Origin of the sequence: Acinetobacter sp. XH1741, from assembly GCF_041021895.1 — a bacterium.
GTDB lineage: Bacteria > Pseudomonadota > Gammaproteobacteria > Pseudomonadales > Moraxellaceae > Acinetobacter.
Map to the genome: position 1 here is coordinate 2,941,577 of NZ_CP157428.1, position 17,267 is coordinate 2,958,843.

At 35.7% G+C, this 17,267-nt stretch carries 19 protein-coding genes; 4 read left to right on the plus strand and 15 right to left on the minus strand.

The window, feature by feature from the left end:
* Positions 1-687 precede the first annotated feature (687 nt).
* Complete coding sequence (locus tag ABLB96_RS14065; RefSeq protein ID WP_348896820.1) at positions 688-1,014, plus strand: hypothetical protein; 327 nt, start codon at positions 688-690, stop codon at positions 1,012-1,014.
* Here ABLB96_RS14065 and ABLB96_RS14070 read toward each other — a convergent pair.
* The 6 genes from ABLB96_RS14070 to ABLB96_RS14095 form a co-directional block, all read right to left on the minus strand.
* Complete coding sequence (locus ABLB96_RS14070; RefSeq protein ID WP_348896821.1) at positions 1,011-1,481, minus strand: AnBLUF65 family BLUF photoreceptors; 471 nt, start codon at positions 1,479-1,481, stop codon at positions 1,011-1,013. The two genes, ABLB96_RS14065 and ABLB96_RS14070, sit on opposite strands and share 4 nt — an antisense overlap.
* Positions 1,482-1,615: 134 nt before the next feature.
* Complete coding sequence (locus tag ABLB96_RS14075) at positions 1,616-1,978, minus strand: NirD/YgiW/YdeI family stress tolerance protein (protein WP_348896822.1); 363 nt, start codon at positions 1,976-1,978, stop codon at positions 1,616-1,618.
* A gap of 283 nt (positions 1,979-2,261) precedes the next feature.
* On the minus strand, positions 2,262-2,906 hold the full coding sequence (locus tag ABLB96_RS14080) for a glycosyltransferase (RefSeq protein ID WP_348896823.1): 645 nt from the start codon (positions 2,904-2,906) through the stop codon (positions 2,262-2,264).
* Positions 2,903-3,502 carry a class I SAM-dependent methyltransferase gene (locus ABLB96_RS14085; protein ID WP_348896824.1) on the minus strand — a complete coding sequence of 200 codons (600 nt, stop codon included), beginning with the start codon at positions 3,500-3,502 and terminating at the stop codon, positions 2,903-2,905. The genes ABLB96_RS14080 and ABLB96_RS14085 overlap by 4 nt, the downstream gene beginning before the upstream one ends.
* A complete protein-coding gene (locus ABLB96_RS14090; RefSeq protein WP_348896826.1) occupies positions 3,477-4,271 on the minus strand; it encodes a PIG-L family deacetylase in 795 nt (264 codons plus the stop codon). The genes ABLB96_RS14085 and ABLB96_RS14090 overlap by 26 nt, the downstream gene beginning before the upstream one ends.
* Entirely contained in the window at positions 4,259-5,233 is a 975-nt protein-coding gene (locus tag ABLB96_RS14095; protein WP_348896827.1) for an acyl-CoA dehydrogenase, read from the minus strand. The genes ABLB96_RS14090 and ABLB96_RS14095 overlap by 13 nt, the downstream gene beginning before the upstream one ends.
* 299 nt (positions 5,234-5,532) lie before the next feature.
* Between ABLB96_RS14095 and ABLB96_RS14100 the strand changes: the two genes are divergently transcribed.
* Entirely contained in the window at positions 5,533-5,766 is a 234-nt protein-coding gene (locus ABLB96_RS14100; RefSeq protein WP_348896829.1) for a DUF2171 domain-containing protein, read from the plus strand.
* 148 nt (positions 5,767-5,914) lie between these two features.
* Here the strand turns inward: ABLB96_RS14100 and ABLB96_RS14105 are convergent, their stop codons facing one another.
* From ABLB96_RS14105 to ABLB96_RS14115, 3 genes are all read right to left on the minus strand, one after another.
* On the minus strand, positions 5,915-7,312 hold the full coding sequence (locus tag ABLB96_RS14105) for an amino acid permease (protein ID WP_348896830.1): 1,398 nt from the start codon (positions 7,310-7,312) through the stop codon (positions 5,915-5,917).
* A gap of 104 nt (positions 7,313-7,416) precedes the next feature.
* Entirely contained in the window at positions 7,417-8,985 is a 1,569-nt protein-coding gene (locus ABLB96_RS14110) for a CoA-acylating methylmalonate-semialdehyde dehydrogenase (protein ID WP_348896831.1), read from the minus strand.
* Between the two features lie 107 nt (positions 8,986-9,092).
* Positions 9,093-10,475 (minus strand): aspartate aminotransferase family protein, encoded by a 1,383-nt coding sequence (locus ABLB96_RS14115; RefSeq protein ID WP_348896832.1) that lies wholly within the window; start codon positions 10,473-10,475, stop codon positions 9,093-9,095.
* Between the two features lie 97 nt (positions 10,476-10,572).
* On the opposite strand from ABLB96_RS14115, the gene ABLB96_RS14120 reads away from it, so the two are divergent.
* Together ABLB96_RS14120 and ABLB96_RS14125 are read left to right on the plus strand one after the other, a co-directional pair.
* Entirely contained in the window at positions 10,573-11,490 is a 918-nt protein-coding gene (locus tag ABLB96_RS14120) for a LysR family transcriptional regulator (RefSeq protein ID WP_348896833.1), read from the plus strand.
* 246 nt (positions 11,491-11,736) lie between these two features.
* Positions 11,737-12,858 (plus strand): hypothetical protein, encoded by a 1,122-nt coding sequence (locus ABLB96_RS14125; RefSeq protein ID WP_348896834.1) that lies wholly within the window; start codon positions 11,737-11,739, stop codon positions 12,856-12,858.
* A 55-nt stretch (positions 12,859-12,913) separates the two neighbouring features.
* Here ABLB96_RS14125 and ABLB96_RS14130 read toward each other — a convergent pair whose 3' ends face one another.
* The 6 genes from ABLB96_RS14130 to ABLB96_RS14155 form a co-directional block, all read right to left on the minus strand.
* The gene (locus ABLB96_RS14130) at positions 12,914-13,474 is read right to left on the minus strand and encodes a TetR/AcrR family transcriptional regulator (RefSeq protein ID WP_348896835.1); all 561 of its coding nucleotides are present in this window, start codon (positions 13,472-13,474) and stop codon (positions 12,914-12,916) included.
* Positions 13,475-14,259: 785 nt separating this feature from the next.
* Positions 14,260-14,643 (minus strand): hypothetical protein, encoded by a 384-nt coding sequence (locus tag ABLB96_RS14135; RefSeq protein ID WP_348896836.1) that lies wholly within the window; start codon positions 14,641-14,643, stop codon positions 14,260-14,262.
* A gap of 15 nt (positions 14,644-14,658) precedes the next feature.
* Positions 14,659-14,829, minus strand: coding sequence for a hypothetical protein (locus ABLB96_RS14140; RefSeq protein ID WP_311087319.1), 171 nt, complete (start codon positions 14,827-14,829; stop codon positions 14,659-14,661).
* A gap of 273 nt (positions 14,830-15,102) precedes the next feature.
* Positions 15,103-15,477 carry a hypothetical protein gene (locus ABLB96_RS14145; protein ID WP_151740398.1) on the minus strand — a complete coding sequence of 125 codons (375 nt, stop codon included), beginning with the start codon at positions 15,475-15,477 and terminating at the stop codon, positions 15,103-15,105.
* Positions 15,478-15,643: 166 nt separating this feature from the next.
* Positions 15,644-16,105 (minus strand): hypothetical protein, encoded by a 462-nt coding sequence (locus ABLB96_RS14150; protein ID WP_348896837.1) that lies wholly within the window; start codon positions 16,103-16,105, stop codon positions 15,644-15,646.
* A gap of 427 nt (positions 16,106-16,532) precedes the next feature.
* A complete protein-coding gene (locus tag ABLB96_RS14155) occupies positions 16,533-17,162 on the minus strand; it encodes a hypothetical protein (RefSeq protein ID WP_311087316.1) in 630 nt (209 codons plus the stop codon).
* Positions 17,163-17,267: the final 105 nt, after the last annotated feature.

Consider the following 17,267-nt stretch of genomic DNA (forward strand, 5'->3'; position numbering starts at 1 on the left):
TGGTCAAAATTCAAAAATGATGAACAGTCTTCTAACTCATTTTACTAACTTATATCGTTCAAGATTGCTTACTAACATTTTAAGTAAGATGTGTTTTTTAAAAAACTAAAACAGAGTTCATAAAATTTATCTTTATATATCCAACAAATATATTAAACCATTTATCAAAATATAAATTTTATTTATTAAAAAATCATTTTAACAATAAAATATTTTATCAAACGTTAAAAAATATTTTAAATAAGACAATTTCGTTTCAATACCCTCTTTAATTTCTAAAAATATCTTTCTGGTCTCGATGTTACTTTTTGTTATTTGTGTAAAACTCACCTCAACATTATTTTTAAATAAATATTTGAAATTAAATAGTTTTCCACAATGATTTTTTGTAAAATTTGATTATTTTTTATACAAATGTAGGCAATATCTCACAATCATGTAAGCCAAAGCGTACAACACAACCTTTTGTTTTTCCTATAATTAATTTAAGTACATAGAAGCACTCTTTACTATTAAATAGAAAGCTTAATATTAATGAAGAGATCTGGAGAAAATGATAAAGTCATCTTTATTAATATAAAAACTCTCAATAATAGAAAAAGAATCTCAAAAAATTAATATGTACTGTCTTTCCTCTGGCAACAGAGGAAAGACAAATTCCTCAAATCTTTGGATAGGGTACAGAAAATGTTTATTGCAAAAAATATATTTATATATTTACTATCAATGTTAGCTTTATGCTTACTCATTATTTTGTTTAACTATCTAGGAATGAATGAGACGTTTAATCTCGTTCTTTCTTCGGCTCTCTTTGGAATATTCATTACTTGGTATTATAAAGGAAGTGGACTATGCCTCGCCTTGTTTAGTTTGTTCTATTGGGCGATGTTTGTGATTAGCCAAAGTTTTGAAGTGCTATGGATGTTCTCGATTTCAATTATTGTGTATTTAGTCATGACTAAAATAACACCTAAACTCAAGGACATCCATATCGGTATAACATCAAATGGTTAGAATGGATTTACTCCTCGATTGACCATGCCAACTTTCTTATTAGGAGTAAGTTTAGTTTGTTCTGTAACGACTAGCTCATCTAAGAAAAATTTGAGATTTTGCTGATTAAGTAGGCTTGGGTTAAATGATTTCTCTCCCATCTTAAGAAAGAAAGCCTCAATATTGGTATTGCGTTGCACATATTTCATAGACCAACTTTGAAAAGAGTTTTGATCAATGGAATATGTGCATAACCATTTGATATTGTAGTGTCTTCGATCATTTTTAATTTTTTCAAATAATCCTTCCACTACCTCTTGCTCTCCTTCTAAACACTGAAAGAAAGCGTTATCAGCATAATAAAGTACCCCACAAATCTCATTTAATTCATTGAAATCACGAGCTTCAGTCAGGATATCACGTAAATCTTGTAGTAAATCTTCATTTTCTTCGTTTCGTTGGCTGGCATAACACAGTCGAACGTTCATAAGACTTCCGTGAAATATATAATTTCATAATTAATGGAATTTTCAACTTAACACACATTCATTAGAAAAACTTTATCTTTCGTTAAAAAAAGCCTGAAACTAGTTTCAGGCTTTTTTTATTAAATAACAATGAATTATTTAACACGCTCAATTTGTAAAACTTCAATATCGGTCGGTTTCATACGATGAGTATCAACCTCACCTACAATGCGCACTTTATCGCCCGCTTTCAATTCCCAACCCTTTGCTAAATCATCATCTACCTCAATGATGATTGAACCTGTTTTATCTTTAAACTCATAGTGTTCACCAGCAACATGTTTAACAATAGTACCGGTTAACGTTACGCCTGTTTCGTCAGCTAAAGTTTTTGCTTTTGAAACAGTCACTATATTTTTTGCAGCTTGATTAAGTATCGCTGGATCTGTTCTTGCAAATGCTGCATGACTACCTAATAAAACCAAGCTTGTTATTGCAGTTAATAATATTTTTTTCATGAAATGACTCCTATTTTTTATTCATATTTATCTAAACAACTTTTTAAAACTGTGAGTTTTAGCTTTTGTGATTTTTTGTGTGATCGTGTCAGATATACAGCACTCTTGTTAGGGTACTCTATTGATTTACGCTGTATTTAGGTCGTTACGGTTAAAAAAAACCACATCGGGTGATGTGGCAAAAAGGTATAGCTTAATAAATACAAGAACAAACTGTGTAACAGAGGATATAGAATCAGAATAGGTTTTAATTATTAAAACAATCTTAACCAAATACATTTAATTAAAGATTTTCTAAAAATTTTGATAAACCTTCTGGCGCTCTCCCTTCAAGTCGACTACTGGTAGTTACTCGAACTAAATTACTCCATGTAATATTGCAGCACTGTCTTATCAATTTATTAATAAGTGAAACATCTTCATGGCAAGGAACTGGCTCAAAACCACCGACTTGCATGTAAACAGCAGCACTAAAGCTTAAATTTGCACCATGAATATGCTGATGATTCATGCAATCTTGATAATGTGACAAATACTTTTTTTGTTTCATCACCGATAAACGGCTCAAGTCATCTAAAGTGACAATACCGCAAATCGCGTCTGTAGGTTGATGCAAAAGTTGGCAACGCAACCAGTCAGGGCTGACTACGCTATCGGCATCGGTACATGCAAGCCAAGTTGCTCCGTTTTGAATCAGCTGACGGATCCCTAAGTCCCTTGCCTTGCCGACACATGCATAATTACATTCAATCCAGTTTACTCCGTAGCTTTGTACAATTGAGCGCGATTGATCTGTACAGCTATCAAGGACAACCATCACCTCGACTTGTTCATCGGGTACTTGTTCAATTGCCTCCTGAATAGACTGCAAACAGGCAGGCAAATGTTGCTCTTCATTATGCGCTGGAACTACAACACCTATTTTCATCGTAATTGTTCTCGCTGAGCTAATGATGAAGGGTTTACAGTCCAAAGATCAATCATAAAGTCCAGATCGTTTAGACTTAAATAATGATGAAACGGAAAATATTGTTTAAAACTTTGGTGAACTTGCTCGGCATTTAATTCAAAATCTTGAATATCATGTTGCCAGTGGCAGCATAGAATTTCCCCATCCGGATTTAATGCCAATCTTAATTTTTCAATAAAATCATGCAACTCCTCTAAAGTGAGGTAGTACGCCATTTCACTAATGACAATCAGGTCAAATTTTTGTTCATAAAAATCTTCAGGTATTTTTTTATTTTCAACCGTGACATGTTCAAAGGCTTGTAACCGCTGAGAAGCTAAATGGACTGCTTCCATCGACACATCAATACATACAAGATGCGAAGCACGTTTTGCTAAATGCACGCTTAAATGACCATTTGAGCAGCCAATTTCTAAAACTTTTTGATAGTGTGGTCGTGTTAATAATGCAAGGCAGATTTGTCTTTTACGGGCTTCATACCAGTGATAATCATAGCCCCATGGATCATTATTACTACGATACAACTCCTCAAAATACATACGAGAATGAGTCACTCAGATATACCTCATAAGGCATTAAAAGACGGCTAATTGCACTTGAGGATAAAACGGCGGAATTTCCTGTGCTTTCATCGGCTTCAAGTTGTGTTTTAAATTGCATAACCGCTTGATGTTTTTTAATTAATTGTTGTTCGGTTAAGGTATAAGCTTTTGCTTTAGACCAATCAATGCGAGGATCTAAAGGCTCTGCCCAATGCCAAGCCCAAATCAGTACATGTAAACACATAAGCTGGTGAGCCTTTGCAAAAGCCTGTACGGTTTTACCTACTGCTTCATGGTCGGGATGACCATCAAATGCATAACTACAAATTAAAATATCTTCGGGTTGAACAATTCGGCTGAGCGCCTGTTTGAGTTGATCGGTTTGTAAATGAACCTGACCATCCATTAAATTTAAAGCAATCCGTTCAGAATGATCTGATACGCCTAAACTGTTCAAAGCAGCCAAAGTTTCTTGTGGACGTAAATCGTTTAATTGCGCTTGGCTATATTTTGTTGAGTGAGGATGACTTTGTGTACCGTTCGTTGCAGCTAAAATAACAATACGGCAGTTTTCTTCGACTAACTGTTGCATCAAACCACCACAGCCCAGCACTTCGTCATCTGGGTGCGGTGCAACAATAACTACCCTTTTAGAGCGAAATAGCTGTACATCGAGTGAATCTAAGGGATGCTGTTTAAATGCCTCTAACCACATCACTTTAGGTGTTCCTTCACCGGAAATAATGCGGTCTTCCACCAAGGGATGTTTTAAAGTTCCCATAAGCTTTTCTCCGATAAACAAAGCTCTGCAATACACTCATAATCAAAAGCCGCATGACTTTGCCGAATAAAAACAGGTAAATCAGCCATGAGCTGTGAAAATGTAGGTTCTTCACAATAAAGCCGTGCGCCTAAAGCCTTGCCAACAAGTTGAATAACACTCTGGCAGCATTGTTCTGTTTGGGCTCGTAATATACGGATTTCGTGCTCATGACTGAGCATAGGCTCGTCATCTATAAGCTTGGCAACATATTGAAAATACTGTTTTGTTACAGAGAGTTGTTGGGCTAACTCTCCCAAATACATTTTTTTAAATGCATTTGGATGGGTTTGGCAGCTTTTCTGCAAAAAACTAACTAAGCGTACAGCCGCACCATACCAACAAGCCGCGACACCGGCTGCACCATGCCAAAAACCTGGGCGCTCTAAATAGCAATTTGGCTCACCTATCGAAATCACAGGTGTATTGTCAAAACTGACTTGTGCAGTTTGGGTTCCTTGCATGCCAACTGCTTGCCAGTGGCTTAGATCAACATGAACGGAGGGATGAGCTAACTCAACGATACAAAGCTGTGCTTGGCCTTGTTTGTCCTTATAGCTCATTAAGGCTTTTTGAATAAACGCGGCACCTGAACACCATGTTTTTATACCACTACATTGATTATGCTGTACCTGCAAAGGTGCAGGCCCACCGTCTGCGGCCCATATAGCCCACACTAGCTCATCTATTTGGTCTTCATAACCAAGCTCATTCAAAATACTTAAAGCGTCACAATGCGACTCAAACAATTTAGCTAGACTTAAGTCATATCCTGCAATTTGAGCAAAAAATTGCCATCGTTGATACGTTTGGCCGGAAGCGGGATAAGGTAAATTTTTTGCTAAATCTACCAATTGATAGAGCAAATCTTGACGTAGCTGAGTTTTATTTTCGGTCTGAGCATGCTCGAATTCATTCAACATACTCAAGACCGTCATATTTATAGGTATTTTAATATTCATTACAAATAATTATTCAAAAGTATTCACTTAAACATATCGAAATAATTCTGTTTAATTAAAGGTGCAAAGTGTAATAAAAAGATACTTTTTACAACTTTTTTAACTGAGTATTTCTTTTTATTTCATTGTTATTTAAATATATCGCTTAAGTGAAATTATAAAATGATCATGTAAGGTTTATTAAAAAACCAAGATTTCTTCTGTTTTATCCAGTAATTTAGTTTCTACCGTTTTTTTATTTTCAAAGAAGAGGTTTTTAAATGAGTACTTTAAATATTAATGATATTAAAAAACATGCTGACGTTATTGCTTCTTGTGGTACTAAAGTAGGTACTGTCGATCATCTTGATGGTGAAAATCAGTTAAAACTTACTAAAGATGAAAACGGTCAGCACCATCTTATCCCTACTTCTTGGATTGGGGAGGTAAAAGATGATCAAGTCATTTTAAATAAAAACTCAAAAGAAGTTCAAGAAAATTGGCAAGCCATTTAAACTTCTTTGCACAGTGCGTTTTTAACTGTGCATTTTATTTTAAATATAAACAACAATTAATATAAAACCATTAGAATTAAAAAAGTAAAAAGCTCCTTTTCATTAAGGAGCTTTTTATTTATATGGTTAAAATTTTAATTTAATATTTTTATAAATTACTCTGATTTATTGCAACCGCTCTGGTTGCTTTACGCTTTCGGGTCACAAATAACCCGCAAACCACGACTCCTAAAGTCACACCTAAAGATAAAGTGGTTTCATAACTATAGGCTGGCGATAAGAACATATACGCGAGCACACTTAAAATAATAATAATCACAAACCACGTAAGCCATGGAAACAACCACATTTTAAATGGAATTTCCGCTCCAACTGCTTCTAACTTATGTCTTAAGCGTAATTGTGAGAACGCAATAACCAAGTACACCAGCAAAGCAATAGACCCTGTGCTTGAGAGCAATAGACCAAAGATTTTCCCTGGGAATACATAGTTAATAACACAGCACACCAGCCCAATAAACGTTGAAGCGAACACTGCAATGGCAGGCACACCGGCATAATTCACCTTAGTGACGGCCTGTGGCGCTTCATTACGTGTGCCTAAACGAAATAACATACGAGAAGACGTATAAATTGCAGCATTCATACAACTCGCCACGGCGATAAATACGACCGTATCAATGATGAGCTTAGTACCCGGTACGTTTAAGCTCATTAAAACATATTGGAATGTCCCGTATTTCTGTAAGTCTGGTGAACGCCAATCGACCAGCGAAACGGCAATAAACATTGAAACCACAAAGAAAAGAATAATACGGTACAGCACCAAGTTGGTGGCACGTCTAATTTTCTGTTTAGGGTTTGATGACTCGGCTGCGGCAATGGAGACAATTTCTACCCCAAAAAATGAAAATGCCGTAATTAAAATGGCAGATAAAACGCCTCCCATACCGTGCGGCATAAAACCTGCGTTATTGTATAAATTGGCAACGCCACTGACATTTTTAGCTAAAGGCCAAACACCTGAAATTGCCAAAATACCAATAATGATAAACCCAATAATGGCAACTACTTTGACTAAAGAAAACCAGAACTCAAACTCACCAAAACTTTTGGTACTAAAAAAGTTGGCCAAGCTTAGGAACACAATAAAGCAAAATGCATAGATAGAAACCGAAACGCTCGGAAACCACGAATGTAAAATTTCAGCACCAGCAATGGCTTCGACCGGAATCGCGAGTACCCAAAACCACCAATATAACCAACCAATGGTAAAGCCTGCCCACGGGCCAATTGCTTTACGGGCATATGTAGAAAATGAACCAGTGTCCGGCTCTAAAACGGCCATTTCACCTAACATGCGCATCACCAGAAAAACCATAATACTGGTAATCAGGTAAGCAAGAATCACTGCGGGGCCTGCCTTGGCAATTGCAGAAGATGAACCGACAAATAAACCTGCACCAATAACACCGCCAATACTAATCATTGTGATATGGCGATTTGAAAGTCCTTCGCCTAATTTTTTTGTTCTATCATTATTCATATTTCATTCCTTAAAAATATATCCATCAAAACAATCTATTACATGTTTAAAATCCTACAGTCATGAAAAAGGGAAAACCTCATGTTTTCCCCTTATGGTAATTATTAATTTAAAGTCGGCATTGAAAATTGCTTTGCTTCACGGACTTGAGCCGATGGCCAACGCTGGGTAATGGTTTTACGGCGTGTGTAGAAACGGACACCATCTGGACCATAAGCATGTAAGTCACCAAACAACGAACGTTTCCAACCACCAAAGCTATGGTAAGCCACAGGAACTGGTAACGGCACATTAATCCCAACCATACCGACTTGAATATGGTTACTAAAATAACGTGCCGCTTCCCCATCACGGGTATAGATACAAGTACCATTACCATATTCGTGGTCATTAATCAGTTGCATGGCTTCTTGCATGGTATCTACACGCATAACTTGCAGTACAGGGCCAAAAATTTCTTGCTGATAACTGGTCATGTTTGGTGTGACTTGGTCAATTAAAGTTGGGCCAACAAAGAAACCTTTTTCATAGCCTGCTGGTTTTGCATCACGGCCATCTACCACAATTTTCGCACCTTGCTGTTCTGCACTTTGAATATAAGCTTGTACTTTGTCTTTATGCACTTGCGTAATGAGTGGACCAAAGTCGTTGCTTGCATCTGCATAGTTGCCGAACTTCAATTTTTTCATTTCCTGAGTCAGCTTATCAATCACTACATCGGCAACTTCATCACCAATCGCAACTGCCACCGAAAGTGCCATACAACGTTCGCCTGAAGACCCGAAAGCCGCGCCTAACAAGGAAGTCACCACGTTATCAATATCGGCGTCAGGCATGATAATGGCATGGTTTTTAGCGCCGCCTAATGCTTGGCAACGTTTACCTGTTGAAGTCGCTGTACGATAAATATATTCAGCAATTGGCGTCGACCCTACAAAGCTGACTGCCTGTATACGAGGATGATGCAATAAAGCATCTACCGCTTCTTTGTCACCATTGACCACATTAAACACGCCGTCAGGTAAGCCCGCCTGTTTTAATAACTCTGCAAGGTATAAAACCACAGAAGGCGCTTTTTCAGAAGGTTTTAAAATAAAGCAGTTACCGCAGACCAGCGCCATCGGGAACATCCATAGCGCCACCATGGCAGGAAAGTTAAATGGTGTGATGCCAGCCACAACACCTAGCGGCTGGAACTCGCTCCATGAGTCGATATCAGGGCCAACATTTTTTGAAAACTCACCTTTTAAAAGCTCTGGTGCGCCGCAAGCATATTCAACATTTTCTATACCGCGTTGCAATTCACCTTGAGCATCATGAGAAATTTTACCGTGCTCTTGTCCAATCAAAGCGCAAATCTTTTCGGCATTTTGCTCTAATAATTGTTTGAACTTGAACATAACACGCGCACGTTTAATAACTGGCGTATCTCGCCATGCAGGAAATGCTTGCTCGGCTACCTGAACTGCTTCATTTACCGTTTGCACATCTGCAATTTCGACTTCTTTCGTAATTTCACCCGTCGCAGGATTGTAAACTGGCTGTTTTTTTGCCGATTTAGAGACAATTCTTCCTTGAATGAAATGCCCTAGCACTTTTTTGGCTTGTTCACTATGCGTATCGTTTTCAGTTGAAACGTCGTCATAGCTAAAATTTTCTAGGCCATTCGTCATTGTTGTTACTCCTTACTACAATTAGTTTTCAGATCAAGCTGTATTTTTCATTTGGTTTTTAAAGAGCATCTATAGAACTTACCGATGCTCATAAATATCTATAAGCCTTAATTCACGTGATAAAGCGCATCGCCCACGGCATTCAGTAAGCGGTCAATATCAGCCTCTGTGCTGTTAAACATTGGACCGAATTGAAGCGTGTCGCCTCCAAAGCGAACATAGAATCCTTCTTTCCACAGCTTCATACCAATTTCAAAGCCTCGGATTGTGGCGTCGCCATCACGAGGGGCTAATTGCAAAGCACCGATCAAACCACAGTTGCGAATATCTAAAATGTGCGGTGCGCCTTTTAAGCCATGTAGCGTTTTTTCAAAACTTGGGGCCAATGCCGCAGATTGAGCCAATAGGTTTTTCTTTTCTAAAACTTCAAGCGCAGCTAAAGCGGCTGCACAAGCCACGGGATGTGCCGAATAGGTATAGCCGTGAGTAAACTCAATGGCATGCTCTGGTAAATCTTGCTGCATAAAAGCAGAGTAAATTTCGCGGCTTGCCACCACTCCACCTAAAGGAATAGCACCATTGGTCACTTGTTTAGCAAAATTCAAAATATCTGGTGTGACCCCAAAATATTCTGCCGCCGTCCACGTTCCTAAACGGCCAAACCCTGTAATCACCTCATCAAAAATTAACAAGATGTCATGCTGGTCACAGATCTCTCTTAAACGCTGTAAATAACCTGTTGGCGGTACAATACAACCTGCCGAACCAGAAATAGGCTCCACAATGACGGCTGCAATGTTTGAAGCGTCATGTAGTTCAATTAACTTAAGCATTTCATTGGCAAGTTCTACCCCACCTGTTTCTGCACAGCCTTTGGTAAAAGTTAAATTTGGCTGCAAGGTATGCGGTAAATGGTCTACATCCATCAGTTGACCAAACATTTTACGGTTACCACCAATACCACCTAGGCTTGTTCCCGCAACGTTTACACCATGGTAACCACGCGCACGACCAATCAATTTGGTTTTGCTTGGTTTACCTTTAATACGCCAATAAGCACGTGCCATTTTGATAGCAGTATCGGCTGACTCTGAACCTGAGTTGGTAAAAAACACATGTTGTAGTTTTTCAGGCATATGCTGAACGATTTTATCTGCCAGCTTAAAAGACAACGGATGACCAAACTGAAAAGCTGGTGAATAATCTAGCTGACCTAACTGAGCACTCACCGCTTGTTGAATTTCCGGCAAGGTATGGCCTGCACCACAAGTCCATAAACCTGAAAGTGAGTCATAAATTTCACGGCCCGAATCATCAATCAAATACGACCCTTTTGCGCCCACAATCATGCGTGGATCTTTGGCAAAGTTTCGATTTGCAGAAAATGGCATCCAATGTGCCTGATAATTTAATTGCATCTTATTATTAGATTGAACTGCTTCTGAAGCATGCTCAGCGTCGCTAAATTTATCCGTATCAAACATAATCATTCCTGTTTATTTTCAAATTATGGTTTGAGTGTACATAGCGTGTTAAGTTTGATAAATTCAAATTATCTTGAGTTTAGATTTAAAAAAACAAAACTAAATGAAACCTAAAAAATTAAATCAAGTCACTGATTTTGATATAAAACTTCTCAAAATATTTAAAACGGTTTGCGACTGTCATAGTTTTACATCTGCTGAAAGTATTTTAGGTATTAGCCGCTCTGCAATTAGTTTGCATATGGGTGATTTAGAAAATCGATTGGGCATTCGACTATGCCAGCGAGGTCGTGCGGGATTTGCCCTGACAGACGAAGGACGAGAAATTTTAGAATATATCGAAGTGCTCACAGCAGCCATTGAAGACTTCCGCTCTAAAGTCAATCAAATGCATAACCGCCTTAAGGGTGAGTTTAATATCGGCATTATTAACAACCTTGTGACTATGCCTAGGGGGTATATCACCAACACCTTGACTCAACTTGCCGAGGAACACGCGGAAGTTATTATTAATATTAGTATGAGCACCCTTTCAGATATTGAATGCCGCGTGCTGGATAACCGTTTACATTCGGGCGTTATTCCCCTTGTGACGCCTTTGTCTGGTTTAGACTATTTCGATTTATATAGTGAAAGTTCATTTTTATACTGCGGCAAAAACCATCCTTTATTTAACCAATGTAGCAGCATCAATTTAAATGAGTTAAAAAAATGGCAAGCGATTCTGCCTAATTATGCCATTACATCGGAAGCGGCAAAGTTACATCAGCTTTTAGACTGTAAAGCGACTGCAAGTGACCGCGAAGGTATCGCCTTTCTAATTTTAACTGGCAAATTCTTAGGTTTTTTACCCGACCACTATGCAAAAAAATGGGTAGAAGATGGTGTGATGCAACCTGTTGCAAAAGACAAAATGCACTACAGCACCCCTATATGCTTAATTACGCATAAAGGCAAAAACCACAATAATATTTTAAAAACCTTTATGGATATGCTTGAGAAACGAATCAGCAATAATTAAAAATAGTTATATATAGATAGAAAGATATAGATAATTTTATAAACAATGAATCTTTTTATTTAAAAAAACTTCATAATAGAGATTCATAAAAGCAAAGCTTAATATCGCCTATTTAGATAAAAATGACTATTGAGTATACTCCAGTCTACTTAATATTTAATAAATATCATTTAACGACCTGTTTTTAATAAATAAAAAATATATAATCACGCCCGCAAAGTAAACATAAATACTTAAGGTTTATTCATGAAAAAAATTTCAACTTTAGCAGTTTCTATTTCATTTATTATGTTAACGGGGTGCGGTGGAGGCAGTTCAAGCTCTAATAATACTGAAAATGTATCATCGCAAGCTCAAGGGCAATCTACTCAAAATGTAAATAGTCTAAAGTGTGATAGAGGTATTCTCTTAAACTCTACGCTTTCAACCAATACAATTTTTGATGAAACGCTATATTCTCTTACTTTTAGATCTAAGGAAATTTCTTCAGGAAATCTTCCAACTTCAATTCCACAACTTTATGCATATGAAATTAAAAGAAATGATCAAATGTTATATGCTTATCCAAAAGCAATTTACAATATAACTGCTGATGAAATTGAAACTACTTTAGCTGCGGATATTGTACAAAGTTATGACCTTAACTCTTTCGGTCTTTTTACTAAAAAGAATTACCAAAAGCAAAATAATGGATGGCCTTTAGGTTATGTTGTAGCTTCACAAGGCTCACAAATTACGACGGCTCAATTTAATGACACTTGTAATTTAAATTCATATAACATTAGTTACGATTACGAAAAAATTGATGTTTCTGGTAAAAAAATATCTGACATTTTCCCATCAAATATTTTAACAAGTAATCCTAAAAATATAGACTACCTATATATTAGTAATCGCTTTACTGAAACACTTAAAAATAATCAAGCTGCTTTTACGAACTTAGTAAATAGTAATGCGACTTTCCCAAGTGGTTCTTTTATTTATGTTCCAAAGTCTGTTGTTTATAACAATACCGAATTTTATTTCTTTGATAGCGATAGTACTAATTTCAAAACTGTAGTTGAATGGCAACAAGCTCTTTATCCAAAGGCCAAATATACATTTGATACTGTTGCTGGCTACAATGTAACTTACTCTGTAGACAGTGCAGGAAATCAAATTTATTCGGGTGGTAAAGATCCTGCTATTGAAATGAATGGCAAAATTTACGATGGTGAATGGCAAGTTAAAGGTAATGTTGTTTCTGAAACATACGGTGAACCAGCAATTATGTCGACCACTAACTATCAAACAAAAGGAAAATTTGCTTTATACAATAAAGCGAGTTATGACTTTATTGCTGCCCAAATCCAGACTTACTATAAGTAAAATTTAAAAACTGTATATCCCAAAGTAACTTGCTAAGGTACTTTGGGATATTTACTTAACCCCGCCCTATCTTCAGTAAAAAGTAATCTAAGGCTTTATCTGGTTCCCCCATACCGCTGTTATCTAAAAGCTGGATAATTGCGCCGTCAATCATATATAAAAAGAGTCTGGCGTCATTAAAAGAAGCATCTTTTTTTAACTGTCTGAGCTGGCTATAAATTTCATTGGTAAGCCACATTCTATATCTCACCGCGGTCTGAAAAGCATTTGGATAACTGGTTTTAGTTTCAAAAAGTGCCTTAAATAATAAGTAATATGGCCCTTCTAAATCGGTATGTAAGTAATAAAGTTTCTTAAGTTTATCTGTGGCGACTGTGTGATGATCATACTCGATCATTTCAATTACTTGGTCTTGGAGTCGTTCTTTTTGCACGATTAGACAGATATCAATGAAGCGTTGTTTAGAGTGAAAATAGTTATAAAAGGTCATTTTTGTGACTTCTGTTTCTTTCACTATTTTGTCGACACCGACTATGTGAAACCCACCGTGATGAAACAGATGAATCCCTTTATTTACAGCTTGTAAGGCACGTGTTGAGAGAACTAAATTTTGCATATTTTTACCGTTATAAAATAAATTTTTGTTGTTTCTCAATGAAATAAAAAAACTGTGCCCTTTCTGGGAGAAAAAAAGGCACAGCAAAGCCGTAAGACTGTGCTTGGCACATCTCAAGTTTTATTGTTGATGCAATTTTTTTGAGCCGTAATGACTTAAAGCCTGAAAAGCTAATAGCCCTTCAAACTGTTTAAAGATGATTTAAGTTGTGTCGTTATAGCTTTTGGCAATGGCTGCCAAGAAATAATGAATGTACAAAGCCAACTCCTTTTTATTGGGAGTTCTGCCAGACATTAAAATTATGGTGGCAGAACGAAAAGGGGTTAGCAGACTGGTCAAACGTGGCCAGCACACCCGAAGGTGTCCCCCTCCCGTTCCGCCGCAGAGGGGGCACGAGGGCACAACACTAAAAGTATGAAACTTTTAATGTACGTTTGATGCGGTCTGCTAAAACCGACTGGCAATATAGGCCAGCATGCAAAGGATAATAGTCACTCTATTTGTCGTCAAGCACAAAAAGTGACAACTGTTTTAAAATAAATCAGTCAAAGTATTTGATAAATCAGTGGGTTTTAAGATGAACTACAAAATCTACGGGTAAAGTGAGAGGTTGTTATTTCTATAGATTTTTTAAAAATAATTGAGTTCAGCAATAAACAGATAGAGCTAATTTATGCAGTACCTAATTAAAATGAATATGAAAAATAAGCCTCTTACTCGTAGTTGGCTTGAGGCTTGGTAAATTCATCTCAATAGCACCTGTTTAAAGATGCTACACAAAATAATTAATGGTTCTTTTTAGAGAATTTATGACCTTTAGGAAGTGGAGCATCACATGGCTGATCCGTCTTTACATCGACCATTTTCACTGGCCCATCATTGTAGACCGTTACTTTACAGCCTTTTACAACATATTCCTGTTCAATACCACCGTACCTTTCATCATCAGAAACGGGAGCTACAGAAGTTACACCATAACAAGCTCCATCAGCACCACATTCAACCTCTACTCCACTAACATCAGCTCCACCCGCTTCTGCCACTTCTGCTCCAGCAGCTTCCATTGCATCAACCTCTTCAACCTGTGTCTTTGCTGCATATGCATTTGAAAGACTCATCATCAGAAAAACTGCAAGAAAGAACTTACTACTGCGATTTATTGAATTCATGTTTTATCCATAGCTTTAATATTCATCAGGATCCGGATCCCACAAATTAGGATTTGGTTCCGCATATATAGAGTTTTCAATAACTTTACACCAGCCTATACCATTTAAAAACATACTTAAATCTAAAATCTTGAAATGATCTTTATCAATTTTTTCTAATGTAATTAAACTACGTTTATAGTACATATATTCACCTCCAGAGCCAGCAGGCACTCTTTTATTTAATTCACTCCATGACCATTCTAAAACTTGTCCAGATATATGAGGAACAGTCTCAAAAAATCAATATTAAATATACTATTTATCCTCACCAAACACGGAATATTTTCACACTCCAACATCATTTCAGAATGTAAATTATTTGGAAGTTTAAGATCTAAAATAAACAATTATTTATAATTCCGCAGAATAATACTTTCACATGTAAAGAATTTATTAAAATCTTCTATTCGACTTAGGTCATAAATCTTTCAACCAATCTGGCTCTTCTACTTTAGGTATAGCTGCATATTCTCTATGATCTATTATTTGTACCCAACCAATTCCTCTAGCAAACATTTCCAAAGTTTCTATTACATAAATATTCTCTCGAATATGTACAAGAGTAATGAGGCCATATTTATGATGCAAATATTCTCCACCCGCTGCTGCAGGTACTCGTTTATCAATATCTTCTAATTTCCAATTTATAACTTGACCTGTTACTGATGGAATAGATTCTAAGAAATCAATATAAAATTTGTCTGAAATTCGACATAAACATGGAACACGTTTAGTTTCTAGCATCATCTCTGTGTATAAATTATTTTCAAATTTAACTTGAACTTCTAACACTATTTATAATTCCTAAGTATTACTATTTCGCCAGTGAATGCCTTTTTAAAGCTTTCTATAGGAATATAACATATAAAAACTTTCATAATTTATGTACTTTACAACTTAAAAAGAAATAAGGTTGGCATTTAAATATATTATATATATTTAATTATATAGATGGAATTTAATGAATCACAAAATCCTCAGGTTCTGAGTTTAAATCAAGCAATCTTTTTGATTCCTTTAAATAGATATCCAATATTTCCTTTGAAACAAACACTCTTAATTTTGATTCATAATTATAATTCATGATATTGCTAGATAGAATATACAAAAATATATAAATCTCATTATTAGAAACATCCTCTCCTTTGTTTATTACTTCAATTCTCAGTGAATCACTATTAATTAACTGATCCAAAAATTCAGTTAAACAATCTGAAAAACCATCTGGACTTGCACCAAAATAAGATGTATTTTCAGTTAAAATAGTATTTATATAATGGTATTTATTATATATTTCCTTACCAAAATAGGAATAAATTTCATAAATTGTTTTTAGTGTACTATCAACTTTTAAAACTAACTCATTACTACATTCATAATCTTCAGCACCAAAAAGGCTATATAATTTTTTTCTACTCAATTTCCGCTCCACTTTAAAAAACTTTATTAGGCTAACAGTTTATCTAACCTGCAAATAGGCTATATATTCAGTATGATGAACTGATTCAATTTACAAATTCAGCTAGATAACTTTATTGAAGTGTCACATAATCTAACCCTTTATCGATAGCATTTGCTTTTGACATAATATTCCCACTAGCACTGTCAGTGTTTTAGTTATCGCATACTCTTGTCATACGCAGCTTTTGCAGCCATTAAAAGAGCGAAATAAAATAGAAAATCTATTTTTAGCTTAATCAAAGAAACATACCATTTGGTCATAAGCAAAGCTCGAAGTGCGCAGGTTATTTAGCGTGGATTATACATCTTTATGTGCTTATCAGTTGTGTCATCAAAATAAGCCAATAATTCGTCTTATGCGAACATTGGCTTAAGCAAAATTTTGATTAATTAATTTCTTCTAATATTCCACCTTTATATATACTATATCTTTGAGTTTTTTCATTTAACTCTATAATTGTCTGATCATTAAAATAGTAAATGCAATTTTTGCATTTAAGACCATCAATTTTAAATCCTTCATTACTTTTTTTAAATTGGTTATAGTCAAAATTATTTTGATTGATTTCAACAATATCAAAATAATTTTCAATCTGATGGTTTTTTAAAAAACAATATAGTAAAAAACTTTCTATATTTTCATAGTAATGTTCTGCTTCCTTCTCTTGAAAAGCATATACATAGATACTTCCTGTTGAATTTTCAATACATAAAAATTCGTCATCAAAATCCTGTCCGAAATAACATGTTCCTTTTGGAACAATTTCTTCATCAGTTATTTCATCAAATGGGAATTGCTTTGTATAATACCTCTTAAATCTATCAAAAGTACAATCAGAAAATATACTCGTCAACAGAGCTACACTATTACCATATCTAATATAAAAACTTCTCTGATCCGACCTTATTGGAAGATTGTATTCCTCAATTATTTCGTCAACTAGAATAGGATTAATACTAAAAAGCTTAGAATAATTATTTGTCAATAACTCTATTAATTTCTCTTTAGATATCACTGTTTATTACCTCAATGCGAATTTGATTTATTTGCTTCATTTAAGTAGATATCTTGATTACACTTATTACCACATGTCAGGCAAAATTCCATTTGATTTTAACTC

Bases quoted from the DNA above. Each gene is read 5' to 3' on its own strand.
- ABLB96_RS14115 (WP_348896832.1), bottom strand. From the start codon at position 10,475: ATGATTATGTTTGATACGGATAAATTTAGCGACGCTGAGCATGCTTCA.
- ABLB96_RS14140 (WP_311087319.1), bottom strand. From the start codon at position 14,829: ATGTACTATAAACGTAGTTTAATTACATTAGAAAAAATTGATAAAGAT.
- ABLB96_RS14135 (WP_348896836.1), bottom strand. From the start codon at position 14,643: ATGAATTCAATAAATCGCAGTAGTAAGTTCTTTCTTGCAGTTTTTCTG.
- ABLB96_RS14110 (WP_348896831.1), bottom strand. From the start codon at position 8,985: ATGACGAATGGCCTAGAAAATTTTAGCTATGACGACGTTTCAACTGAA.
- ABLB96_RS14065 (WP_348896820.1), top strand. From the start codon at position 688: ATGTTTATTGCAAAAAATATATTTATATATTTACTATCAATGTTAGCT.
- ABLB96_RS14070 (WP_348896821.1), bottom strand. From the start codon at position 1,481: ATGAACGTTCGACTGTGTTATGCCAGCCAACGAAACGAAGAAAATGAA.
- ABLB96_RS14090 (WP_348896826.1), bottom strand. From the start codon at position 4,271: ATGGGAACTTTAAAACATCCCTTGGTGGAAGACCGCATTATTTCCGGT.
- ABLB96_RS14120 (WP_348896833.1), top strand. From the start codon at position 10,573: ATGAAACCTAAAAAATTAAATCAAGTCACTGATTTTGATATAAAACTT.
- ABLB96_RS14095 (WP_348896827.1), bottom strand. From the start codon at position 5,233: ATGTTGAATGAATTCGAGCATGCTCAGACCGAAAATAAAACTCAGCTA.
- ABLB96_RS14105 (WP_348896830.1), bottom strand. From the start codon at position 7,312: ATGAATAATGATAGAACAAAAAAATTAGGCGAAGGACTTTCAAATCGC.
- ABLB96_RS14080 (WP_348896823.1), bottom strand. From the start codon at position 2,906: ATGAAAATAGGTGTTGTAGTTCCAGCGCATAATGAAGAGCAACATTTG.
- ABLB96_RS14125 (WP_348896834.1), top strand. From the start codon at position 11,737: ATGAAAAAAATTTCAACTTTAGCAGTTTCTATTTCATTTATTATGTTA.
- ABLB96_RS14075 (WP_348896822.1), bottom strand. From the start codon at position 1,978: ATGAAAAAAATATTATTAACTGCAATAACAAGCTTGGTTTTATTAGGT.
- ABLB96_RS14130 (WP_348896835.1), bottom strand. From the start codon at position 13,474: ATGCAAAATTTAGTTCTCTCAACACGTGCCTTACAAGCTGTAAATAAA.
- ABLB96_RS14100 (WP_348896829.1), top strand. From the start codon at position 5,533: ATGAGTACTTTAAATATTAATGATATTAAAAAACATGCTGACGTTATT.